Source organism: Pseudomonas sp. BSw22131 (assembly GCF_026810445.1).
Classification (GTDB): domain Bacteria; phylum Pseudomonadota; class Gammaproteobacteria; order Pseudomonadales; family Pseudomonadaceae; genus Aquipseudomonas; species Aquipseudomonas huanghezhanensis.
On record NZ_CP113949.1, the window covers coordinates 2,976,391 to 3,000,206 of the forward strand.

The following is a 23,816-nucleotide window of genomic DNA, read 5'->3' on the forward strand; positions in this document are numbered from 1 at the left end:
AAAGGATATTAATGCAGCACGGTCGTTGAACAAGTATGCGACAGCCCCTCTGGTGCCTCCGGCAAAACGGAAGTGTTAGCCCCAAGGCGTTGCGCCCGATAAAAAGATCAACTCTCTGCTGCTCCAAAGGAATTTGAAATGTGCATACTCACCTCTCAGCCCCTGTTCGGTTCTTGCTGCTCACGACCGGAACATGGCTCGTTGTTTTCTTTCTCACGCGTTTATTCTTATTCGCAACTCACCTCACAGAAGCCGGGCATCAGCTCGCGAGCACCTTCGCAATAGGCTTGCTTCATGACCTGGCCTTTCTGACTGACGCCGCCTTGCCGCTTGGGCTTTATGTGTTGCTGTGCCCCCTGCGTTGTGGCGCACGCGCGGCCATGGCTGGTTCCTCCAGGGACTCATGACCCTGAGCATATTCGTGATGCTCTTCGTGGCCGTTGCGGAAGGCTTGTTCTGGGATGAGTTCGGCGTGCGATTCAACTTCATCGCAGTCGACTATCTGGTGTATTCCGATGAGGTACTCAACAACATCCTGGAGTCCTATCCGATCGGCAAACTGCTCAGCGGGCTGGCGGTGGTCGCCAATGCGTTGAGTGTTGGTTTGCATCGTCTGGTAACTGCCTCGGTGAAAGCGCCACTTGCGCCGTGGCGCAACCGGTTCCTGATGATCGGGCTGCTTGGGGTGCTGGCCGGCGCGAGTCTGCTGTGGATCGATCAGGACAATCCGCGCGGTCAGGGCGGCAATGCCTATCAGCGCGAACTGGCGAGCAATGGTCCGTATCAGTTTTTTGCAGCGTTCAGAAACAATGAACTCGACTACACACAGTTTTACGGCACCCTGCCCGATGCTGACGTTGCGTCGCGCCTCCGTAACGAACTGGCCGAACCCAACAGTACGTTTATCGGCAAGGACCCGCTGGACATCCGGCGCATGATCGATAACCCCGGTAACGCACGCACACTGAACATCGTGCTGGTGACCATTGAAAGCCTGAGCGCCAAGTATTTGGGCAGCAATGGCGACACCCGGGGCCTGACGCCCAATCTCGATAAATTGCGTACGCAAAGCCTGTACTTCAAGAACTTCTACGCCACCGGAACGCGCACCGACCGCCGGCTCGAGGCCATTACGCTGTCGATACCGCCCACTCCGGGACGCTCCATCGTCAAGCGCGTGGGTCGTGAAAGTGGCTTCGCCAGCCTGGGGCAGCAATTGTCAGCAGTGGGCTACGACAGCGTTTTTGTCTATGGCGGCCGGGGCTACTTCGACAACATGAATGCATTCTTCAGCGGCAACGGTTACCGCGTTGTCGACCAGAGCAGCGTCAAGGAAGAAGACATCCACTTCAAAAACGCCTGGGGGATGGCCGATGAAGACTTGTACCGGCAGGCACTCGCCCTGGCCGATGCGGACTTCGCCAGCAAAAAGCCGTTTCTGCTGCAATTGATGACCACCTCTAACCATCGTCCGTATACCTTTCCGGACGGGCGCATTGATATCCCTTCGGGCAAGGGTCGTGACGGGGCGGTGAAATACACTGACTACGCCATCGGCAAGTTTCTTGAAGATGCGCGCAAGAAACCGTGGTTCGAGAACACACTGTTTATCTTCGTCGCGGATCACACGGCAGGCAGTGCCGGCATGGAAGATTTGCCTGTTTCCAACTACCAGATTCCGCTGTTTATCTACGCTCCAGCATTGATACAGTGTGGAATCGAGGTCCACGCTTGACGATCCATTGATCGCTCGCGCCATTGCCTATTACCAGGTCGCAAGCCACGATTTAAAACAGCAGGTGCTGAACTGGAAACCCATAGACCTCAAGTAATAGCGTGGCAGGCCGCGACGGCACACAACCGTCGCTGCTGCTTGTGGGGTGGTTGAGAGTCCAAGATTCGCTTCCCCTGACACACCGCCATCGCGGCCTCGCCCTGACTCCTCAACTCCTACAGGATTAGCGGGGGCTTGCGAAGCTTCTGATTCTGGCAAGAAGCTGCCGCTGAAACCTAGATCAGTTTTTACTGCCAACAGCCAGCTGTTTCCAGTCGTTAGCGTTCATAAAACCCTGAATCTTGGGCTTGCCCCGCGCATCCAGTGTCAGAAACAGGGCGCTGTCGTACTCAGCCATTTCGGCGTGCTTAAAGCCTTGCTGGCTTTCCAGATGAGCCATGCAACCGCTGTGAGTGACCAGCACCAGATTCCGGTTACTCGCTTTATGCGCAACCACCTGATCGAGCAAAAAAGATTCGCAGTTGTAAAGCCAGTCCTGCGCCTGGACGGCATGGCCGAACATCGAAAACGCCGTTTGCGTGGTGCGCGTCGAGGGGCTGGTGAGGATGTCTGTACGCTCGAGCCCCAGCGCTTTGAAAGAATCGCCAACGCGCCTGGACACTTCGCTGCCCTGGGTGGTAATGCCGTCTAGCGGCCCCATGCACGGGTGGCTCGAACGATCGCAACGCTCGGCGTGACGCACCAACACCACCACGCCGCCTGCTGCCCACTGCGCATAAAGACCGGACTTGCTCATGTTATCGCCACGTCCCAGATCAACTGGCGAACGCGACCAGATCATATGGCCCGTCGTGAATGCCAGGCAGATAACGATCAACGTCGCGAGCAACAATTTTTTTCTTTTGGAGAAGTCATAGCGCGAGCGCGGGCTGTCGTATTTTTCGTCCAGTTTGAGTCTGAAAGCGGCGCTCATGAGTGTTCTCCAGTGACTTGGCCCAAAGGCTAATCACTGGTGTGTCGCGGAGAGGTCAATGAGGTGTGAATTTTCTGTTGAATCGGGCCAATAAAAGAAACAGGGCCGACATCAGGATAAATTCTGAACTGTTTGCGCTGCAGTGTTTCTATCCTTTTGCGCTGCAAGTCGCCAGCGTGACAAGTGCTGGCACGTAATTGACACACTGACCCAGAAGGCCAAGCCATGAATACGTTCATCCCGTTAGAAAAGCTTTCAGATACCGATCTCAGCGAATTCCAGGAGGTCTGGCTGACGTCTCAGGAAACTCATCCGCAAGACCCTTCTCACGAGCACAGCGTGTGCCTGTGGCGAGTGGACCGCGTATTGACCCAGGATGTCGAGATCGATGAATCCTATTTTCAGGCCTTACCGTGCCTCTGGTTACGCGTCGATGCTCTGACCGACAAACCGGCTATAGAACACGTCCAGCACGCCTTGAAGGCCCGGCTGGACGAACAGGGCCTGACCGGCGAATTTTTCCCTGAAAAACAGGTGGAACAGGACAACGAGGCACGAGACCTGCGCAGTTGATTGAAACCCCGTGCTGCTCGTGAACGCACCACCGTTCCTGTTCTACCAAGGCGTGCCATTGGCCGCTTTCCATCGACCTGGCCCTTGCTGGCCGGCGTCGATGGCAGATGTCGGCGCACGAGAGGATCATCGCTTTGCGCAGGCACTCTGGCAGCGCCCACTTGCCACAAATCGACTGAGCAACGAGTTCGCCTCAGCGCGCAGCTTTCTCTGTCCGGCCGTTTTTCCTTCATTTACCTATGAAAATGAGTGATTTATCGAAAGAAATTTCATGAACGCTGCTCAAGTGCGTGCGTGCGTGGTCTCACCTGAAGAAGACGCCTAGCCAGCCGGGGCTACTGGTTTCAAAAAATGTTGACGGTGCCGCTCTGGCACAATGCCACGACTGGTGCTCTGTTAGTGCTCTCATGAGCTGCGGTTTTGATGGGTGAACATGTGGATGACTGTCTGAGATGAGCAATTTTCCTGATCTGCCTGCAGGCGGCGCCAACCTGGGCCGCTTAGTGCGGGCCACTGACTGGTCGAACACAGCCTTGGGGCCACGTGAACACTGGTCGCCCGATTTCATCGCGTCCATGAGCGTGATGCTTAACTCTGCCGAAAGCGTCTATCTGGTCTGGGGCCCCGAGCGCCTGCTGTTTTTCAACGACGCCTTCCACCGTGTCTTGCCCGGGCTCTCCCGTAAAGCATTGGGCCGCCCTGCCCACGAGGTCCTCGGCAGCGCCTGGCGGGACATGCAGCCCTATGCCGAAAAGGCATTTGCCGGTGAAAGCAGCCGGGTCAAAAATCAGCGCCTGACCATCCGCCGTAACGGCCTCAATGAAAACACCTGGTGGTCATTGTCGTTCAGCCCGCTTTACGACGACACAGGTTCGGTCGCCGGCTTGTTTTGCCAGATCGACGAAACCACCGATCAGATGCGCACTGAAACCCGTCTGGATGAAAACGAGGCGTTCACTGACCGCGTGCTCGCCAGCATCAATGACTGCATCAAGGTGCTCGACCTTGATGGCAAGCTGACCTTCATGAGTGAGGGTGGCAAGAAAATCATGGAAGTCAGTGACTTCAATGCCATTCGCGGTTGCCCATGGCCTGACTTTTGGCAGGATCAGGGCAATGTCGACGCCATGGCGGCCGTTCAGGCGGCGCGGGAAGGACGCTTCGCGAGCTTTACCGGCGTGGCGCAGACAATGGCGGGCAACAAGAAGTGGTGGCACGTTCAGGCGAGCCCGATTCTGGGCAAGGACGGACACCCTGAGAAAATCCTCTGCGTTTCACGGGATATCACCAGCCTCAGGGAAGCCGAAGCGTCCTTGCGCGCGCTTAACGAATCCCTCGAACAACGGGTCATAGAACGTACCCAGGACCGTGATCGCATCTGGCGATTGTCTGCTGACCTGATGCTGGTGGCTTACTTTGACGGCGGCATCTTTGCCGTGAACCCGGCCTGGAATCAGGTGCTCGGCTATACGGAGAAACAGCTGGTCGGCACGCCGTTCCTCGATCTTGTTCACCCCGACGACATGCTCGAGACCGAGTCCGCAGCGGCGCAGCTGCGTGAGGGCAAAGTGTTCAGCGGCTTCAAGAACCGCTACCGCCATGCTGACGGCAGCTACCGGATGATTGCCTGGACGGCGGTGCCGGACAATCAGTTCATTCATGCCGTGGGCCGGGACATTCAGGCTGAAGAGCAAGCCAAGGAAGCGTTGCGCCAGTCCGAAGATGCGCTTCGTCAGTCACAAAAGCTGGAAGCCATCGGACAGCTGACAGGTGGGGTCGCCCACGACTTCAACAACTTGCTGACCGTCATCAAATCCTGCGCCGACTTATTGAAAAACACGTCGCTGGCCGAAGCTCGCCGGCTCAAGTATGTGGACGCGATCTCCAGCACTGTGGACCGCGCGGCCCGCCTGACCGGACAACTGTTGACCTTCGCCCGGCGTCAGGCACTTAGGCCGGAAGTGTTCAACGCCGGGCAAAGTGTGCTGCGCGTCGGCGAGATGATGGACAGCCTGACCGGGGCGCGCATCAAGGTCACGATCAGCGTTCCGGACGAGCCGTGCTTCGTTAACGCCGACGGCAGTCAGTTCGACACGGCGCTGGTGAACATGGCGGTCAACGCTCGCGACGCCATGGAGGGAGAAGGCACGCTCTCCATCAAAGTGGCGAGCGCACAATGTTTACCGTCGGTTCGCTCCCATCCGCAGCGGGCCGGGCATTACGTCACGGTGTCGTTGAGCGACACCGGTTCGGGCATCCATCCTGACAAACTGAGTGTGATCTTCGAGCCGTTCTACACCACCAAGGGTGTCGGCCAGGGCACCGGGCTCGGATTGTCTCAGGTGTATGGATTCGCAAAGCAGTCAGGCGGCGAGATTCTGGTGGACAGCGAGTACGGTAAAGGCAGCACCTTCACCCTCTACCTACCGAGTGCTACGCCGGATGGCGCCGCCCGTGAAGAAGCCGTTAGCTCAGCCAGCCACACTGACCTTGCGCTGTGCGTGCTAATGGTGGAAGACAACGAGGACATCGGGATTTTCACCTCGCAGACCCTCGAACATCTGGGTTTCCAGGTGTTGTGGGTGTCTGACGGTCAAAGCGCGCTGGATGCACTGGGAAGCCACCCCGAGAGTTTTCAGGTGGTGTTTTCCGATATTTCGATGCCGGGTATGAGCGGCATCGAGCTCTTCGGTGAAATCGAGGCCCGTTACCCCTGGTTGCCGGTGGTGCTGACCACGGGCTACAACGACGATTACGCGCATTTGAGTGGAGAGCAGACACGGCGCTTCGATCTGCTGCAAAAGCCCTACTCCACCGACGCGTTGTCGGCGCTGCTGCATAAGGTGGTGATGGACCGGGTGAGTGGCTGATAGCAGTTACCGTCCCGCAGGACTGCCGATCTGATACGAAACGACGTGTCGACGAAGTGCGGGTAAGACCAGATACCTCACATGCAAAAGCTTCGGGGTGAAGCCGCGCTCAAACAATGAGGCAAGTGGTTGAAGCGCTGAGACAAAAATTCCTGACCAATGTCAGGAAAAATTGTTGCCGACGGCTCGCCCAGACAGATTCTGGTCGAGCCGGACAACGAACGGACACGGCGCTTTCTCAACCTTGTGGAGCAGCGTTAATGCCGCAACGCTGATGCCACAAGGACTGAGTGATCAGGCCGCAGGTTTAAGAATCACCTTGGTCCAGCCTTCATCCCGATTGTCGAAATGCTTGTAGGCATCCGGACCTTCTTCCAGCTTAAGGCTGTGAGAGATGATCTGTGCAGGGTTGGCGCGGCCATGGTGGATCAGCTCTGCCAGTCGGCGGTTGTAGACTTTGACGTTGGCTTGACCGGTGCGGATCTGCTGACCTTTGAACCAGAACGAACCGAAGTCGAAGGCCATTTTGCCCTCCTTCGCCAGGTCGTTTTTGGCGCCCGGATCCTGAGGTACAAACACGCCAACGACACCGATGCCACCGGTGGCCTTGGTCGAGGCCACCAGGTTGTTCATCGTCAGGTGGTTGGCCTCATGGCCGTGACGGTCGCAGCACTGGTAGCCCACGCATTCGCAGCCGCGGTCGGTGCCTTTGCCATTGGTAGCGTTCAGGATCTGATCAACCGCTTCCTGCTCCACCGAGTTGATCGGCGTGGCACCGAGTTTGGCCGCCAGTGCAAGCCGGTCCGGGTGGTTATCGACGACAAACACCTGTGATGCGCCGCGAATCATTGCCGAATGGGCTGCCATCAAGCCAACCGGCCCTGCCCCATAGATGGCAATGCTCTCGCCGGGGAGCAATCCCGCCAGTTCAGTCGCATGCCATCCGGTTGGGAAGATATCGGAGAGCATGACGTAGTCGTTTTCTTTTTCAGCCGCGTCCTCTGGCAACACCAGGCAGTTGAAGTCCGCATAGGGCACCCGAAGAAGCTCTGCCTGACCGCCCTCATAAGGGCCCATGTCGGCAAATCCATACGCTGCACCCGCACTGCCCGGGTTGGCCGTCAGACAGAACCCGGTCAGGCCCTTCTCACAGTTTTCGCAAAACCCACAGCCAATGTTGAATGGCAGACAGACAATGTCACCCACTTTGACGCGGTCCACGCCCTTGCCGACTTCAGATCCGCTTTGAGGCGCTGGCCTGCGTACTCCTGGGCCTGCTGAGCCTTGGCGACCACGGCTGCGGTGCCAAAGAACTCGTGGGTCACGCCGCTGTACACCTGACGTTCGACGCTGACACCGGCACGGCGCAGAGCCGTTTCCAGTTGGGCGCCGTCATCACGCAGCGGGTCGATTTCCGCGTTGATCACAGTGACTGGCGGCAAGCCTTTGAGGTCTGCATGAACCAGATCGATGCGCGGGTCTTTCACGTCAGCCGGGCTCTTGGTCACGTTGTTGATGAACCACAGCATCATCGGACGGTTGAGTGGAGCGGCATCGGCGTACTTCATGTACGACTCGGTGTTGGTGTCGCTCTGCGCAACCGGATACACCGCCAGCACGTGCTTGGGCTGGGTCAGGCCGGCTTTATGCGCGGCGACGGCAGTGGCCACAGCAAGGTTGCCGCCCGCACTTTCGCCTGCCAACGCCAGGCGTTTTGGATCGCCGTTGACCGAAGAAGCATTGCGCGTCAGCCAGCGATAGGCCGCCAGTGCATCGTCGTGGGCTGCCGGGAATTTATTTTCCGGCGCCTGACGATAATCCACAGAGATCACCACGGCATTGGCTTGTCTGGACAGGCCGCGTGCGCCGCCGTCATAGACGTTGCGATCAGCAAATACCCAGCCGCCGCCATGGAAGTACAGCACAACGGGGAACGGGCCTGTGCCGGTTGGCGTGTATACCGTGGCTGGGAGATTGCCTGCCGCGCCGGGTACTACGGTGTCTCGCGACGTCACGCCAGGCACAAGGGCTGACGGCGAGCTGTCACGTTTCTCATCGGCCAACACGCCTTTTACGGCGTCAGCGATGGTTGGCTGCATGCGCGCTTCGGCCGGGGTAATTTTCTCGACGGCCTTGGCATCGAAGCTGGCGAACTTGTTCAGGACGGTCTGCATGTCCGAGTCAGTGCGGAACATGCTTTTGGTACCGCTGACGGCAAGCTCCGACAATGATTTCTTCTCCGGGTCTCTGGCGCAACCGGAGAGCATGACGGCAACACCCACCGCGGATGCCAGCAATAGGGTGGTTTTTCGATAATGGCCGGTGTTTATCACTGTAGAACGCCTCTTTTTTTGAACTTTCTTGGTGCAAGCGGCAGGTTTCAAAGTTGCCGTTGGCTTCAAGTAGGTTCAAAAATCGCCCACGTGCGTTCCACGTTTGTTAACGCGGGTCCGATGAGCGGTAGCGATTGCGCGCAACATCAGGTACGTCGTGCGAAGGTTAGAGGCTGTGAACGAAAGGCTTTGAACGAGGGTATTACCCCTCGTTTTGTTTGACGAAGTGGTGACCTGGCGATCAATGCTTCGCGGGGTGATCCGGGTCAATCAGCGGCACGGTGGCATCCCGACCGAGCTGTGAGCCCGGATCTTCATTACCCGGATCAATATCAGACGGCTCATCATCATTTTCCGGAGTATTTAATTGATCGTCTTCCGATACGGTTTTTGCAGTCATGACGCTCTCCTTGGTTATGTCCTTAACGTTTGACGGGGTTTAAGCAGCTCCTCCTCGCAAACTCCACTCAAATCTTGCGCCTCACTCCTGCGGTGCGTATTGCATCTCGCCGTTGCCGAATGACCAGTCTTCACGTTTGACATCCAACAGGCTGATCCGGACGTTCTGCTGGCTGATGCCAGTGCGCGCATGCACGCCTTAGGCTACCGCTTTGTAAAAAAAGCCTTTTTCACCTCCACGCTGCGACCGGCGTTCCAGGTGATCTGAATGAAAATGATGCCAGGGGTGTAGGAGATGCCCAAGTAACCCTCTGCTGGGTACACCAGTTCGTCGTTGGCGTGGCGATTGATAATCTGGAATTTATCGTGCATGGGTACGTTGGCTGTGCTCAGCATGGCGTCATAAACCACCTCACTGATTGCCGTCACGTGGGCCGCCGGCGTGTCAGCGGCAAGGTCGATACGGGCGAGTGGCATGGCAAAAAACCTGGTGACGAGAACGTTCTTAAACCTAGGCCCAATGACACGACCCGGCAAGTGCTTTTGCCGCCGCCACCGAACTCCTCAGCCTGAACAGGATCACTTACACACCGCTTCACCCGATTCCTCTCCTCTGCCTCCACAGGAAAAGCCCCATGAGCCTGAAAGACAAAATCATCGGCCACCTCGGCTTTGGCGCCGCTCCACTCGGCAACATGTTCCGTGACATCAGCGAAGAAGAAGCCCTCGCAACGGTCCACGCCGCCTGGGAACAAGGCATCCGTTACTTCGACACCGCGCCCGTGTACGGCGCCGGTCTATCCGAGCAGCGTCTGGGCGCTGCGCTGGCAGGGCATGCACGCGATGAATACACCTTGAGCACCAAAGTCGGCCGGCTCATCTCGGATGAAAAGGACAGTGGCGCACGCAGCGGACCATTCAGCCACGGCCTGACCAACAAGATCCTGACCGACTACTCCGCCGACGCCACCCTGCGCTCAATCGAGAGCAGCCTTGAACGCCTGCGCACTGACCGGCTGGACATCGTCTTCGTTCACGATGTGGCGCAGGACGCCCATGGCGATGAATGGATCGAGCATTTCAATGTGGCGCGCAAAGGCGCCTTCCGCACACTCGCCAGCCTCAAGGAACAAGGCGTGATCAAAGCCTGGGGTTTGGGCGTGAATCGCGTGGAGCCGTGCGAATTGACTCTGGATCTGACCGAAGCACAGCCGGACGGTTTTCTGCTGGCCGGGCGGTACACGCTTCTGGACCACGATCAGCCGCTGCAACATCTGTTTGCCAAGGCCAGGGAAGCCAGCGCCGAATTTGTGGTGGGCGGCCCTTACAGTTCGGGCGTGTTGGTGGGTGGCAAGCATTTCGAGTACCAGGAAGCGTCCCAGGCGATGCTGGATAAAGTGGCGCACATTCAGGAAATCGCTCGTCAGTACCAGGTCGATATCAAATCTGCTGCGTTGCAGTTCGCCCTTGCCAATCCACTGGTTGCCGCAGTGATCCCGGGAGCCAGCCGCCCTTCCCGGATCGTCGAGGACGTCCAGGCGCTCAATGCGCAAGTACCGGACGGCTTCTGGCAAGCGATGCGCGACCAGGGCTTCATCGCCGCGCAGGCACCGCTGCCGTTCAAGGACTGATCGCTGCTGTGCACGCCTCGCTGCCACGCGAACGAATTCGCGCCTACAGGGCGTACACCGACTCTGTAGGAGCAAACCTGTTGGCGAGGCGTCTTCATGGACTGAACCAATCCAGACGCCACGCGAATGAACCCGCGTCGCGATTATTCCCAATCCGCCTTGGCGATGTGCAGCCCATGGAGGCCGTTGTAGGCGGCGCGTTTGGGCGATTCCCAGCCCTCGAGCAACGCGATGTCCACATCGTATATTTCAACCCCCAATGGCCGGCATACCCTTAGAGGGTCCTTCGCATCGGGGCCCCACATCGGCAGCGACAAGTCCCCCCCAGGGCAGGTCGACAGCGCACAGAGCAGATCGATCTCGGCGAAGAACTCCAGGTAATCCCCCTTCTGTGCCGGGCACGCCTTCATGAAATACATGTCGTCGTGGTTCAAGCCGGTGCATTGAAAGATGTTCAGCACATCGTGCACGTCAAACTCGGTCAGGCCGTAGGGCAGCACGGCGCGGGTCAGATTTGAATGGCAGTGATGATGAAAGTCTTCGCCGGTGAGCATTTTGTTGACGTAAGGATCGCAGCGTGTGCCGAGCAGATCGTGCAGCCGGCCGCCGTGTTCGTCGATGCCATAGCTGGCCAGACTGTCGTCGGTGATGGTGACCATCGGCCGCAAAAAAGGCAGGTTCGACCACAGGCGATCGTGGGTAGTGACGTGCGCGCCCTGAAGCTGACGGGTCCGCGATGCCCACATACGCTCGCGCGGATCATCGGCGCTCCAGACGTTGAAATCCCCCACTTGCGGCCCGATCGGTGTGGTGACACGAAACACTTGCCCGGCCTTGACCTTCCACGCTCGACCGGTGCGTATCGGCACCTCGAACTGCTCAACCAGCGTTCGGCCATCCCGGTGGTCGCGGATTCGCTCATAGAACGCCTTGTCGACCTGCAACGCAGCGCCTTTGCTGACCTGGTAAGCGGCTGGGTAATCTTTGTACATGGAGCACATCCTCTCGGTATTCGGTCCAGTGGGCGGGGCTTGGGTACGTCAAGGCAGCACAGGGCATGCCAACCGCGTCGTCGGCGCGTGAACATGCCTAACCGCATCGCGGCCTCGCTCAGGCTCGTCAACTCCTACACCGGCAGGCGTTTGACCCATAACCGCGATCAAACCCCAGCAACGCCGCAAATCCCTGCAAAGGCACACCAGCAACGCCACAAATGTATGCAATACCGCACCCGCAACGCCGCAAATAACTGTAGGAGCGCACGAGCAACGCGAGGCCGCGATGGGGCGCGCAGCGGCCCTGAAACCAGACGCCTGCGTTGCACCTGAACCACCCCATGCGCAATGTTCGCAGCCGCTGCGCGCCAGATCGCGAGCAAGATCCCTCCCACAGGTTTCATTGCAGCCCTTGGCTTTTTGTTGGCACGCCGAATGCCGCCCGTGAGCAACCTCGGCCGTGTTACGGGTGCAACTCCCGCCATACTTCACGAATACTGTCTTTCATCAACAACGCTTCCTGCCAGCGGTCGGTGATGTCGCGGCCATGACGGTCGGTGATTGCGTAAGGCGGCGGGCCGAGTTCACAGGTAAATGAAAGGCTGCCCGACACCTGATCGCGCTGCAGCCAGTCGGCAATTCCCAAACGCCACCAACTCATGAACACATCGACCCATGGCCGGTGCTGCGCGAAGGTGATCGGCACCTGCACCTGCTCGCAACTGGCGACGCGGCCATGCATGCCCCAGCTGTTGCGCAGAATGGTTTCGATGTGGGCCTGATCATCCTCACCCGGAGGCAGCGGCATCTCGCGCCCGACCACGTAATGGGACAAATCCGCCAGCAATTTCAGGTCTGGCATTTCAGCCAGGATGTCCAGGGTGAACAACAGATCGCTGGTCAGCCGATAACGATGGGTTTCCAGCAACACCGGAAAATCCACCTGCTCGGCCAGCCGCTGCCATCCCTCGATCAGCGTGATCGCCTCCTTGAGCGCGCGCGGGCGGATGTCCGCTTGCAGCGTCAGGTGATGGCAGCCGAATTCACTGGCGATATCCAGCGCAGGTTTCAGGTCGTCGATGGTTTTCGGGAATAACTGCCCCTCTATTTGCAGCCCCAGTGAATGAGCGACGCGAGAGAGCTTTCGCGCCTCATCCTTCTGCCAAAAATGATCGGTGACGCCGTCGAACCCGGCTTCAGCGATCTGCTCCAGCTGCTGCTCAAGCGACAACGGCGACTGGCCCTGGGCATCAAGCATCGCCCACAACGATTGAAACACCACGAACTCACGCATGTTCGCCTCGCAAAAGTTGCTTGAGCCCAACCTCCGGATCGGCCAGCGCCTCGGGCGATACGCTGATGCCGCTTTCGATCAAGCGTTCGCAGACTTTGATGTCCTTGGCGACGCTGTTGCCCTGCCCCCAACCGCTAGCGCCGGCCACACAGCCTTGTGGATCGAGGTACAGCAACAGAAAGCCGCCGCCTTTGACCGCTCGTTCGACGATCAATGCGTCAGGCGACATCGCGCCCACCGTTTGCAGGCCGTACTCATAATGATCGGACCAGAACCCCGGCGTCGTGCTGAACGGCAGTTGCTGGCCCAACATGTTGAGCGCCGCCAGACGTCCCTGGGTTTCGGCATTGCGCCAGGTTTCCTGCCGCTGGAACTGCCCAAGCGCGTTCTGAAACTCGCACACATCACCGGCCGCATAAATGTCTGGCGCGCTGGTCTGCAGATAACGGTCAACCTTCACGCCGCTGCCGGTTGCAAGCCCGGCATCGCACGCAAGCTGCACGTTGGGCTGCATGCCAATGCCCACCAGCATGACGTCGCACGTCAGTGTTTCGCCGCTGGCAAGCGTCAGCGACTGTACGGCGTGATCGCCCTGCACGCTCTCGATGACGGCGCTCAAATGCACCCTCACACCCTTGCGCCGATGCAGCGTCAACAGCTCGGCTGACAGTCGTTCATGCAACGCACGGGCGGCCAGACGCGAACCCGCCTCGATCACCTCGACCTCGCAACCTTGTTCACGGGCGGTTGCCGCCACTTCCAGTCCGATGAAACCGCCACCTACAATCACCAGCCGTGTGCCGGGCCGCAGTACCGATTGCAACCGCAGGGCGTCATCGACCGTGCGCAAGTAATGGACGTTGCTCGACTGCCCCGCCTCAATCACGAGGATGCGCGAACTGCCACCGGTCGCCAGCAGCAACTTGGAGTACTCCAGCGACAGGCCATTGCTCAGCACCACCTGATGCTCCAGCGGCACGACGCTGAGCACCCGCACGCCAGACCTGTGCTCGATGTTCAACGTGATCAGCCGGGCTTCGTCAAACAGGCTGCACCCCTGCAACGACGACTCCCCCTTGAGCAGCGCCTTGGACAGCGGTGGACGCTCATAAGGCAGGTGCACCTCGTCGCCGATCAACACGATGCGCCCGGCGAACCCGGCCTCGCGCAGGGTCAGCGCCGCACGTCCACCCGCATGCCCGGCACCGATGATGACCATGGGCTGGATCACGCTGGCATCCATGTGCCCTGCACCGCTCACGCGCTTGCTCCTGAAGTGTCGAGCAGCACCTTGCCCGCCTCGATTTTTACCGGGTAAGTGCGCAGGTTCACGCAGACCGGCGCACCTTTGGCCTGTCCGGTGCGGTAGTCGAAGCGGCCGTTGTGCTTGGGGCACTCGATGATGAAATCCATCACCAGCCCGTCCGCCAGGTGGATTTTCTCGTGAGTGCACAGCCCGTCCGTGGCGAAGTAATCGCTGTCGGCAGAGCGGTACACGGCATAGGTTTTGTCCTGATGATCGAAGCGGATAACGTCTTCTTCGTCGATGTCATCCACGCGGCAAACTTCAACCCATTGATCGCTCATGGTTGTTCTCTCTTGTTATGGAACGCTTGTTACGGAATGCGGCGGTTTCTGGAGATCTTTAACCGAACACGGACTGCGCGGGTTCAGCCGACGCTGTTGTGGGTGTTTCAGGCTCTTTGACCGGGCGCTTGATGAAGTAGGTCGGGTCTTTACGTTGTTTCAACAGCGCCGGAATGATTTCCCGGTACGCCTCGATCACACTTTTATAAGGAGGGGGGCAATCGGCTTTTATTTCTTCATGAAGTTGCGCCAGTGAGTAATACGGCACCATCGGGAACATGTGATGTTCCAGGTGGTAGTTCATGTCCGAATAGAAAAAGCGAAACACCGGGTTCATGTAGATCGTGCGGCAGTTCTTGCGGTGGTCCAGTTCATCCTCCGCCAGGCCCACGTGCTGTGTAAGACCGAAGATATAGCTCAGCCAGCCGCCGTACAGCGTCGGCAGCAGCACGAACATCAGCGGCAGCCATGTGTGAAAGTACACCGCGCTGACAATGACCAGCCCATTGATTGCCAGCCAGATACGTGCGGTGCGGTAGACCTTCGGCCACTCCGATTCTGGAATGAAGGTTCTTTCTTCAGCATTGATCTTGCCGGCCGCGTGCAGGAACAGCGCCTTGAAGATGCCGTACACATGGGGCAGCGAGAACAGCTTGAGCAACATCATCCCCAGGCGCGGCGGGCGCGGCTCGACGATTTCCGGATCACGCCCCACGATGATGGTGTCGGTGTGGTGCCGCGCGTGGCTCCAGCGCCAGACCTGCGGTTCGTACATGACCATGAAGCAGGCGAGCTGGTAGACGGCATCGTTCATCCAGCGGGTCTTGAACGCCGTGCCATGCCCCGTTTCATGCCAGCGCGAGTTGGCGGCGGTGCCGTACAGCAAGCCGTAGACGAAGAAGAACGGCGCGCACGCCACGCTTCCCCAGAACACATACCCGCCAATGCCACAGGCGATCATCCCGATCAGCCAGATGGCCGTGTCGCGCAGCGCCCGTGCGTCGTTGCGCTGCATCAGTTCCTTCATGCGTTTGCGCGGCACTGCGCACTGATACCAGGTCGCGTTGGCAAGGCCGGCCTCCACTGCGCCTTGCGCCTGATCACCGGTCAAACTGTAATCTCGACCACGGGATGGATCGAACGGGATTTGGGACATTGTTGTTGTTCTCCTGATCTCCAGCATCAACTGACAGTGTCAGGCGCAGACCTTTGAAGTGCGCGGCCCGGTTCACTGACGACAGCAAAAATATAGAGAGCGCAGGCAGGGCTCACAACGGCTGGAAAGTATTCTCTATCAAGCTATCATCCAGCGCTGACAGCCCTTGATAGTTTTCTATCAAAGGCTTTGCGGTCCTCTCCAGCGGTGTATGAATGCGCGTCTGGCATGTGTTCAACCGGTCAACCACAAGTGGTGCCTTGTTTATGAAACGCCATGAGTAAACCACCCGCTCTTTCGACAAAACGCCCGACCATTTCCACGGTGGCAAGGCAGGCGAAACTCAGCGTTGCAACCGTTGACCGGGTGCTGAACGCACGCGCCCCGGTTAATCCGGACACCGCGCAAAAGGTGTACGAGGCCGCTGAAGCGGTCGGTTATTTTGCCGCTCGCCTGATCTCGCAACGCATCAACGATAAGAAACCGGTCTGGCACTTCGGCTTTTTGCTGTTGGGCACGTCGCAGACGTTTTACAGCAGCCTGAGTCAGGCCATCGTCGATCAGGCCAGGCTCACGCGCAGTGCCCATATCACCTGCCACGTCGAGCTGATCCACGACCGCTCGCCGCAGTCCATTGCCACGCAGATTCATCAGCTGGCAGAACGGTGCCAGTGCCTGGCATTGGTGAGTTTCGAGCACCCGCTGATCCTCGACGCCATCGAGGCCGTGCGCTTGAAGGGCGTGCGCGTGGTGTCATTGCTCACTGACTTGCCTACTCGCGAGCCCGGGGCCTATGTGGGCGTCGATAACTACGAAGTCGGCCGCACCGCCGGTTGGCTGATCGCCCACGGGGCAAGAGCCACTAGCGGTTCAGTGGCGTTGATGCTGGGCGGGCACCGCTTTCTGGGGCATGAAAAGCGCGAGGCCGGCCTGCGCAGTTTTTTCGAAGAAAAAGCCCCGGGGTTTCGCGTTCTGCCCACAGTCATCACCATGGACAATGGCGCCGTCACCGAGGAAGCCACGCTTGAGCTGCTGGCACGGCATGCCGACCTGTGCGGCGTGTACCTCGCAGGTGGCGGCGTTGAAGGGGTGGTCAGCGCGCTGGCCGCGACACCTGATCGCCCGCACATGAGCGTGATTCTGCAAGAGTCGACGCAGGAAACCCGCCAGGCAATGCGCAAGGGATTGGTGACACTGGTCATCGACTCGCAGCCTGTGCTGCTCGCTCAGGCACTGATCGAGTTGATGCAGGCCCTGCCGACTGCCGACGCCATCGATCCGCAGCGGCACCGGGTGTTTGTGCCGATGCAGATCGTCACGCCGGAGAATTTTTGAAGCGTGTTAGCGGGACCGGGGCCGCTGCGCGCCCCATCGCGGCCTCGCCCAGGCCCGTCAGCGCCTACAGGGTGTTGCGGCGTTTGTTAGATTCGATTCGCCGCCCATCAAGGCCGGCGCTTTTCGCGCAACCGGGTCACGGCGTCGCTGAAGCGTTTCAAGGGCCATCGTGCCTGCAAGGCCTCGATCATCAACTGCTGACCCGTCTGCGGTGCCAGGCCGTTGAGCGGCGGGTCGGTGTCAAGGTTGGTGGGGAACGAGTAACCGTCTGCAGTCATCGCGACCACTGACTGCACACTCACTTCGTCCATTTCACCTCGCTCCAGAGACTGCACCAGCGCCGGATACACAGACAGCATCATCGCGTCGCGGTCGATGCTCTCCATCGGTTTGCCAAACGCCGAGGACATCTGCAACAGGTTGGCCATGCGGTGAAAATCCGTCGTCCGATTGCTACCCGCTGCGTGAAACAGTGCCGGGTTGAAAAACAGCAGGTCGCCCTTTTTCAACGGCAACTGCACCGCATGCTCACTGAAGTACTCGATAAAACGTGAATCCCGCCATGCCAGATAACCCAAGGCATATTGCTGTGAAAACGGCAGTAACAGCGTAGGCCCGCTCTCCAGCGGCATGTCGGTGTGCGCCACCGCCCCTTGCAGTGTCAGGTATTGGGACAGCACGTGCAGCGGCAACGGAAACCGCGCCGCCACCTCTTCAGTCTGAAACCCCAGGTGATAATCACGATGGGGCTGTTGCGCCTGACCGCCCGGCCGCACCACGTTCACCTGCGCCGTCGCCTGAAACGACGGCCCCAGCCAGCTTTCGGCGATCAGCCCGAGCAATGGATTGGCGTAGTACTCGATGAACGATTGCGGCGAGCGCTCGGCAGCTTTTTGCAGCGAGTTCCAGATCCGCCCATTGGCCCCGGCCTTGGCGAAATGGTCGGCCGCCGCGCCGTGTTTTGCCTCGTCCGCCAGAATCGCTTCAAACACCGCGCTGTGGCGGTCAACCACCGTGGTGTCGGGGTAAGCGCCCTGCACCACCAACACCCCCGGCCCCTGACTCAGCGAATGGTGCAGCTCGGCCAGCAGCGCCAGCCGGTTGTCAGTACTGGCCTGGCGCAGGGTTTGCGCGTGATAAATCACCACGCGGTTTTCGATCCGGGCGCTGTGAGGATAGTCCGCCGCATTGACCTGCTTGGCGCACAGCGCCGCAAACGCCTCGATATCGATATCCCGCGCGCTTGCGAACAGGTTCACTGCCCTGCTCCGTCCACTCCGCTCAGGCTGAGCGCTGCGTCAGGCCGAGGTGTCGAGCCATCGCCGCACCCCATCACGCCCTGCTCCATGTCGATCACTGATCCCGTCATCATCCCGGACTGGTCGGACAGCAAAAACGCCACGCTGTTAGCGACTTCCTGCGGCTTGAGCAAGCGCCCAAAAGGGGATTGAGCTTCGGCCCGTTCCAGCCAGGTGTCATCGGCTCCGTGGTAGTGCCGCTGGATCTCGTCTTCGTGAGGTGTGTCCATCCAGCCGATGTTCAGCCCGTTGACACGGATGCGGTTATGCAATGCGCTGAAAGCCACGTTTTTCGTCAGCACCGCCAGCGCGCCTTTGGAGGTGGCGTACGCCGACAGAAACGACTGCCCGCCGTGGCCGCTGACGCTGAGGATGCTGACGATCGAGCCTTCCACCTTAGTGGCGATCATCAGCTTGATGGTGTCCTGCATGAGGAAAAACGGCGCGCGGACGTTGACCGCGAAGATGCGATCGAACAGTTCGGGCGAGGTGTCGATGATGCTGCCGCGATCAGACATACCGGCGCAATTGACCAGCCCGTGAACCGTCCCGAAATGCTGTTTGGCGGCAGCCACCACCCGGCGGCAATCCTCGACGCTTTCCATGTCGGCTTCGACGAAGTGCACCTCGCAACCCAGTTCACTCAGTTGCCGTGCCTGCTGCTCGCCTTTGCCGCGGCTGCGACCACAGATAATCAAACCGGCGGCGCCACGCTGCGCGAGGGTCATGGCCACTGCAGCGCCCAGGCCCTGGGTGCTGCCTGTGACGATGTAATAGCGGCCTGTAAAGGATGACGAAAGATCGGTTGTCGCTGACATGCCTGTCTCCTGCTGTTCTTGTTTTTGGAATAGCGTTGGCTTGCACTCAATAGAATTTAAATTCCATCTGTACAAGAAACAGAACAGAGACTAGCCTGTCGCTTACCTCAGAGAGGCCCGAATCGACCTCAACAAGACCTCACACGCCCATAACAATAAATGGCCGGGGAAAACATGCTCGATCAAGCCCGTCGCTTTTCCATCAAGCAGATCGCCGCGCAAGCGGGCGTCAGTAAAGCCACCGTAGACCGGGTGCTGCACCAGCGCGGCAGCGTGCATTACCAGACCGACCGACGCATTCAGCAGGCCCTTCAGGAACTCGACGCGCAGGAGAAATCCGGGCCTGTAGTGGGTCGCACATTCCACATTGATGTCATCCTGCACACCCCTACCCGTTTCAGCGATGCCGTACAGACGGCCATCAACGCGCAGTTGGGCAGCCTTGCTCCGTTCCGCATCTTTGCGCGCTTCCATCTGTATCAAGAGATCGACACGCAGCGCATGCACGACCTGATTTTGCGTTGCGCTGAAAAAGGCTCCCAGGGATTGATCCTTAAGGCTGCCGATGAGCCGCAGATCAACGACGCCGTCAACCAAATCACCGCAGCGGGTATTCCGGTGGTGACGCTGGTGTCTGACCTGCCGCAAAGCGAGCGCGTCGGTTATGTCGGCATGGACAACCGCACCGCCGGCCAGACGGCGGCGTATCTGATGTCCCGGTGGCTGGATCAGGCGCCACAGGACGTGGCGGTGGTCATCAGCAGTGAGCTGTTTCGTGGCGAAGAAGAACGCGAGATGGGCTTTCGGGTTTGGTTGCGCAACCGCGCGCCGCACTTGCAGGTGGTCGATATCAGCGGTGGATACGGTGTGTATCGCCCGACGTTCGAGCGCGTCACTCAAGCGCTGGTTAACAACCCTTCTCTGCAGGCGGTGTACAGCGTGGGCGGCGGCAACCGCGCCATCGTCGACGCCTTTGCCGCCCAGCAGCGCCCGCTCTCAGCCTTCATCGGCCACGACCTCGATCAGGAAAACCGTCAATTGCTGGCCGAGGAAAAGATCGCCGCCATCATCGATCACAATCTGCAGGTCGATGCGCGCCACGCGTTTTTGCACATTTTGCAGTTTCACCGACTGTGGAAAGCCGATCCGATTCCGTCGTCCCAGGTACAGATCGTCACGCCGTTCAACCTGGCTCATTGAGAAATTTTGTAGTGCGTTATTGAATCGAAACAAACTTGATCTACCCCACAACAACAATCCCAGGAGATCCACCCATGCTTCGCATCGCAGTCCTCGGCGCAGGCCGTATCGCTAACATTCATGCCGCCAACGTGGCTGCCAATCCCGATGTGATCCTGTCGGTCATCGCCGACCCGTGGCGCGAAGGGGTCGATAAACTGGCGGCCAGACTGGGTTGCACCGCCGCTTACGATTGCGCGGCGGCCCTTGAGCGCGACGATGTCGACGCTGTTGTCATCGGCACCCCCACAGACACCCACATCGATTTGATGCTGCGCGCGGTCAAGCTGGGCAAGCCGGTGCTGTGTGAAAAACCGATTGACCTGGACTACGCCAAAGCCGTCCGGGCGGTGGAGGAAATCGAACGGCAGAACGGCAAGGTGATGTTGGGTTTCAACCGCCGTTTTGATCCCGACACGCTCGCCATGCGCAAGTCCATTGCCGCAGGCACCATCGGCGATGTGCGCCAGGTGGTGATCACCAGCCGCGACCCGGGGCTGGCGCCGGTTGAGTACCTGACGCACTCGGGCGGGATCTTCCGCGACATGACCATTCACGACTTCGACACCGCACGCACCCTGCTGGGCGAGGAACCGGTGGAAGTCATGGCCATCGCCAGTCGTCTGGTGGAGCCGGCTCTGGCGCAGATCGACGACTACGACAGCGTGATGGTCTTGCTGCGCACCGCGTCCGGCAAGCAATGCCACATCAACTGCTGCCGCGAGGCGGTGTACGGCTACGATCAGCGCCTGGAAGTGTTTGGCTCAAAAGGCATGCTGCTCAACGAGAACCATCGCCCGAGCACGGTGCGCAGCTGGACCGCCACGCAGACTGAAATTCGGGAGCCGCTGATGAATTTCTTCCTGGAGCGTTACGCCGATTCGTATCGCATCGAACTGGAGCATTTCATCGCAGCGGTGGTGGCGGGCGAAAATCTCCCAAGCACTGCCCGCGACGGCCTGAAAGCCTTGCACCTGGCTAATTGCGCGATCGAGTCAATCAAGACCGGCCGTGCGGTGGCTGTGCAAGCTTGATCCAAGCAGAGGCCGGCGCTGAACCCGCTGGCCTCATCGCGAGCAAGCTCCGATCAAGCTTCAGATATGTCCCTGCCTGGCGGGATGCTGCTTCTGCCAGAAGGGTGTGGGAGCTCTCGGAGGTTACGACGGCAGCGATGGGCTGCGAAGCGGCCCTAAACCAGACACCCTGTCTAAACCTGAACCACCGCGCGCTCAGATTTTACTGCCGCTTCGGGCCAGATCGCAGGACGAGCCAGCTCCCACGCCCTCCAGGCAGAATCAAAAAAAGATCAGCGGACGGCCCGGTTTGCTGTCAGACAGGCGGCGGCGAGAGCGCGATTTTTTTCTTCGACCCTGAGCCAGGCTCAGGGGTCAGACTTCAAAAGACACGAAGCACACTCAGCCGCTTACATCAGAAATGCGGCGTGCCCGGTTCGTCTTTTTCGTCTACCAGGCCCCAGTCCGCGACATTCACCTGTGCGGCCGGTTGGGGGGCTGGCGGCGGTGTGGTGATGTCAGTGACGGCGTTTTCGCTGTGCAGTTTCAGGCGCAGGCGTACGTTGTTCATCGAGTCAGCGTTCTTCAGCGCTTCCTCTTCTGTAATCACGCCTTCCACGGCCAGGTCGTACAGGGCGTTGTCGAACGTCTGCATGCCCAGGTTGGTGGACTTATCCATGATGCCTTTGAGTTCGGTCAATTCGTTGCGATGGATCAGATCACGAATGGTCGGCGTGCCGAGCATCACCTCCACCGCCGCGCGGCGCTTGCCGTCCATGGTCTTGACCAGTCGCTGCGACACGAACGCCTTGAGGTTGTTACCCAAGTCCTGAAGCAACTGCGGGCGGCGTTCTTCCGGGAAGAAGTTGATGATACGGTCCAGGGCCTGGTTGGCGTTGTTGGCATGCAGCGTCGAAATCGCCAGGTGCCCTGTGTCCGCAAATGCCAGCGCATGCTCCATGGTTTCCCGGTCGCGGATCTCACCGATCAGGATCACGTCCGGCGCCTGACGCAGGGTGTTTTTCAGGGCGGCGTGGAAACTGCGCGTATCAACGCCGACTTCGCGCTGGTTGATGATCGACTTCTTGTGCTTGTGAATGAACTCGATCGGGTCTTCGATGGTGATGATGTGCCCGCTGGCGTGGCGATTGCGATGGTCAATCAGCGCGGCGAGCGAAGTCGATTTACCAGAGCCGGTTGCGCCGACGAACAACACCAGACCGCGTTTTTCCATGACCACATCAAGCAACACAGGCGGCAGGTGCAGGTCTTCGAATTTGGGAATGTCGAGTTTGATGTTTCGCGCCACGACAGACACTTCGTTACGCTGCTTGAAAATGTTGATCCGGAAACGCCCGATGCCGCCCAGTGAATAGGCCAGGTTCATTTCCAGATCACGCTCGAAGTCATGCCGCTGTTCGCTGTCCATGATGGATTCGGCGATTTTCGCGACATCGCCGGGCTTCAAGGCCTCGGTACTCAGGGGCTTGAGCACGCCGTTGAACTTGGCGCAGGGTGGCGCGCCGGTGGAAAGATAAAGGTCCGATCCGTCCTGGCTGGCCAGAATCTTCAACAACGCCGGAAAATCCATAAGCTGCACCGCACAAATGATGTAGGAAGACGGCAGGTCGCAACACAATGCGACCTTCAACCCCGGCGAGCGTTCGCCCGTCCGGTCAAGGATAGGAAATTACCTGAAACCGCACAGGAAAGGCATAATGCGCGGCTTTTTTATCGAGGCGATTGTTTTCCATGAAAGCTCAGGCACGGCACATTCTGGTCAAGACCGCTGAAGAGGCTGAACAGCTCAAGCAGCGCATCGCCAAGGGCGAAGCGTTTGACGTGCTGGCGAAAAAGTATTCCACCTGCCCGTCCGGCAAACGCGGCGGTGATCTGGGCGAAGTGCGCCCTGGCCAAATGGTCGGGGCGATTGATCAGGTCATCTTCAAAAAACCGCTGCGAGTGGTGCATGGTCCAGTCAAGAGCAAGTTCGGGTATCACCTGGTGCAGGTGTTTTACCGGGATTGATCCGGAGCAGCAGCTCCCTCTGTAGGAGCGAATTCATTCGCGTAGCGTCGGACGGATTCAGCCCATGACGCCGCCTCGCCAACAAGTTGTTTCTACAGGGTGTGCCGCCCTCAACCCGGCATCACGCTTCTGGGTATCAACGCCCCCGGATGCTGAATCACCAGGCTCGCCAGCCGGTGGCCCGCTTCAGCCGCCTCTCGTGGGCTACCACCCCGCAGGCGCCGTGCGAGATACGCCGCGCTGAATGAATCCCCCGCCGCCGTGGTGTCGACCACCCTGCGCACCACATGGGCAGCGACTTCGAACCGTGTGCCCATCGACTCCACCCTGCAACTCTGCGCTCCGCGCTTGACCACCACTTCTCTGACGCCCATTGCCCGATAGGTCGAGAGCAATTGCTCAGTATCGGTGAACCCGAACAGCGCCTGCTCATCATCTTCAGTCAACAGCGCCAGATCCACCTGAGATTTTAATGCTCGAGACGCTTTTCGACGCTGGTGTAACCAGCGTCGCCAGCTACTTAAGTTTCTTCTCCGTGC

19 protein-coding genes and 3 pseudogenes are annotated in these 23,816 nt (G+C 59.1%); 8 read left to right on the forward strand and 14 right to left on the reverse strand.

Translation table 11 applies throughout. The features are described 5' to 3' along the window. Positions 1 to 140: 140 nt before the first annotated feature. Positions 141 to 1,832 (forward strand): annotated as a pseudogene (locus OYW20_RS13245) (LTA synthase family protein). A gap of 183 nt (positions 1,833 to 2,015) precedes the next feature. Here the strand turns inward: OYW20_RS13245 and pmrG are convergent. Further along, complete coding sequence (gene pmrG, locus OYW20_RS13250; RefSeq protein ID WP_268796444.1) at positions 2,016 to 2,708, reverse strand: lipopolysaccharide core heptose(II)-phosphate phosphatase PmrG; 693 nt, start codon at positions 2,706 to 2,708, stop codon at positions 2,016 to 2,018. A gap of 225 nt (positions 2,709 to 2,933) precedes the next feature. Here pmrG and OYW20_RS13255 point away from each other — a divergent pair, with 225 nt between their 5' ends. After that, on the forward strand, positions 2,934 to 3,281 hold the full coding sequence (locus OYW20_RS13255; protein WP_268796445.1) for a hypothetical protein: 348 nt from the start codon (positions 2,934 to 2,936) through the stop codon (positions 3,279 to 3,281). A gap of 491 nt (positions 3,282 to 3,772) precedes the next feature. Beyond that, positions 3,773 to 6,151, forward strand: a complete 2,379-nt coding sequence (locus OYW20_RS13260) for a PAS domain S-box protein (protein WP_268801121.1) — start codon at positions 3,773 to 3,775, stop codon at positions 6,149 to 6,151. Between the two features lie 294 nt (positions 6,152 to 6,445). Here the strand turns inward: OYW20_RS13260 and OYW20_RS13265 are convergent. The 4 genes and pseudogenes from OYW20_RS13265 to OYW20_RS13280 form a co-directional block, all read right to left on the reverse strand. After that, positions 6,446 to 7,387 (reverse strand): annotated as a pseudogene (locus OYW20_RS13265) (glutathione-independent formaldehyde dehydrogenase); the annotation flags it as partial. Next, positions 7,288 to 8,418, reverse strand: a complete 1,131-nt coding sequence (locus OYW20_RS13270; RefSeq protein WP_268796446.1) for an alpha/beta hydrolase — start codon at positions 8,416 to 8,418, stop codon at positions 7,288 to 7,290. The gene OYW20_RS13270 and the pseudogene OYW20_RS13265, both read right to left, overlap by 100 nt. 307 nt (positions 8,419 to 8,725) lie before the next feature. Then, positions 8,726 to 8,884: a hypothetical protein gene (locus tag OYW20_RS13275; RefSeq protein WP_268796447.1), complete on the reverse strand. Its 159-nt coding sequence runs from the start codon at positions 8,882 to 8,884 to the stop codon at positions 8,726 to 8,728. Positions 8,885 to 9,087: 203 nt separating this feature from the next. Next, the gene (locus OYW20_RS13280; RefSeq protein ID WP_268796448.1) at positions 9,088 to 9,360 is read right to left on the reverse strand and encodes a tautomerase family protein; all 273 of its coding nucleotides are present in this window, start codon (positions 9,358 to 9,360) and stop codon (positions 9,088 to 9,090) included. 158 nt (positions 9,361 to 9,518) lie between these two features. Between OYW20_RS13280 and OYW20_RS13285 the strand changes: the two genes are divergently transcribed. Next, positions 9,519 to 10,514: an aldo/keto reductase gene (locus tag OYW20_RS13285; RefSeq protein ID WP_268796449.1), complete on the forward strand. Its 996-nt coding sequence runs from the start codon at positions 9,519 to 9,521 to the stop codon at positions 10,512 to 10,514. 143 nt (positions 10,515 to 10,657) lie between these two features. On the opposite strand, the gene OYW20_RS13290 is transcribed toward OYW20_RS13285, so the two are convergent. From OYW20_RS13290 to OYW20_RS13310, 5 genes are all read right to left on the reverse strand, one after another. Further along, positions 10,658 to 11,506, reverse strand: coding sequence for an urea carboxylase-associated family protein (locus tag OYW20_RS13290; protein WP_268796450.1), 849 nt, complete (start codon positions 11,504 to 11,506; stop codon positions 10,658 to 10,660). 466 nt (positions 11,507 to 11,972) lie between these two features. Continuing rightward, positions 11,973 to 12,803: a sugar phosphate isomerase/epimerase family protein gene (locus tag OYW20_RS13295; protein WP_268796451.1), complete on the reverse strand. Its 831-nt coding sequence runs from the start codon at positions 12,801 to 12,803 to the stop codon at positions 11,973 to 11,975. Then, entirely contained in the window at positions 12,796 to 14,046 is a 1,251-nt protein-coding gene (locus tag OYW20_RS13300; protein ID WP_268801122.1) for an NAD(P)/FAD-dependent oxidoreductase, read from the reverse strand. The genes OYW20_RS13295 and OYW20_RS13300 overlap by 8 nt, the downstream gene beginning before the upstream one ends. A 14-nt stretch (positions 14,047 to 14,060) precedes the next feature. Beyond that, the gene (locus tag OYW20_RS13305) at positions 14,061 to 14,390 is read right to left on the reverse strand and encodes a MocE family 2Fe-2S type ferredoxin (RefSeq protein ID WP_268796452.1); all 330 of its coding nucleotides are present in this window, start codon (positions 14,388 to 14,390) and stop codon (positions 14,061 to 14,063) included. 58 nt (positions 14,391 to 14,448) lie between these two features. Then, the gene (locus tag OYW20_RS13310) at positions 14,449 to 15,546 is read right to left on the reverse strand and encodes a fatty acid desaturase family protein (protein ID WP_268796453.1); all 1,098 of its coding nucleotides are present in this window, start codon (positions 15,544 to 15,546) and stop codon (positions 14,449 to 14,451) included. Between the two features lie 276 nt (positions 15,547 to 15,822). Here OYW20_RS13310 and OYW20_RS13315 point away from each other — a divergent pair, with 276 nt between their 5' ends. Beyond that, positions 15,823 to 16,881, forward strand: coding sequence for a LacI family DNA-binding transcriptional regulator (locus OYW20_RS13315; protein WP_268796454.1), 1,059 nt, complete (start codon positions 15,823 to 15,825; stop codon positions 16,879 to 16,881). Positions 16,882 to 16,988: 107 nt separating this feature from the next. Here the strand turns inward: OYW20_RS13315 and OYW20_RS13320 are convergent, their stop codons facing one another. Both OYW20_RS13320 and OYW20_RS13325 read right to left on the reverse strand, forming a co-directional pair. Further along, complete coding sequence (locus OYW20_RS13320) at positions 16,989 to 18,140, reverse strand: phytanoyl-CoA dioxygenase family protein (protein ID WP_268796455.1); 1,152 nt, start codon at positions 18,138 to 18,140, stop codon at positions 16,989 to 16,991. Next, entirely contained in the window at positions 18,137 to 18,997 is an 861-nt protein-coding gene (locus tag OYW20_RS13325; RefSeq protein WP_268796456.1) for an SDR family oxidoreductase, read from the reverse strand. The genes OYW20_RS13320 and OYW20_RS13325 overlap by 4 nt, the downstream gene beginning before the upstream one ends. Positions 18,998 to 19,171: 174 nt before the next feature. Here OYW20_RS13325 and OYW20_RS13330 point away from each other — a divergent pair, with 174 nt between their 5' ends. Then, entirely contained in the window at positions 19,172 to 20,197 is a 1,026-nt protein-coding gene (locus OYW20_RS13330) for a LacI family DNA-binding transcriptional regulator (protein WP_268796457.1), read from the forward strand. Between the two features lie 74 nt (positions 20,198 to 20,271). Further along, positions 20,272 to 21,270, forward strand: a complete 999-nt coding sequence (gene iolG / locus OYW20_RS13335; RefSeq protein WP_268796458.1) for an inositol 2-dehydrogenase — start codon at positions 20,272 to 20,274, stop codon at positions 21,268 to 21,270. 394 nt (positions 21,271 to 21,664) lie between these two features. Here iolG and OYW20_RS13340 read toward each other — a convergent pair whose 3' ends face one another. Next, positions 21,665 to 22,840, reverse strand: coding sequence for a PilT/PilU family type 4a pilus ATPase (locus tag OYW20_RS13340; protein ID WP_268796459.1), 1,176 nt, complete (start codon positions 22,838 to 22,840; stop codon positions 21,665 to 21,667). 161 nt (positions 22,841 to 23,001) lie between these two features. Here OYW20_RS13340 and OYW20_RS13345 point away from each other — a divergent pair, with 161 nt between their 5' ends. After that, positions 23,002 to 23,277, forward strand: a complete 276-nt coding sequence (locus OYW20_RS13345; RefSeq protein WP_237254458.1) for a peptidylprolyl isomerase — start codon at positions 23,002 to 23,004, stop codon at positions 23,275 to 23,277. Between the two features lie 110 nt (positions 23,278 to 23,387). Here OYW20_RS13345 and OYW20_RS13350 read toward each other — a convergent pair. Beyond that, a pseudogene (locus OYW20_RS13350) lies at positions 23,388 to 23,789 on the reverse strand (PfkB family carbohydrate kinase); the annotation flags it as partial. Positions 23,790 to 23,816 lie beyond the last annotated feature (27 nt).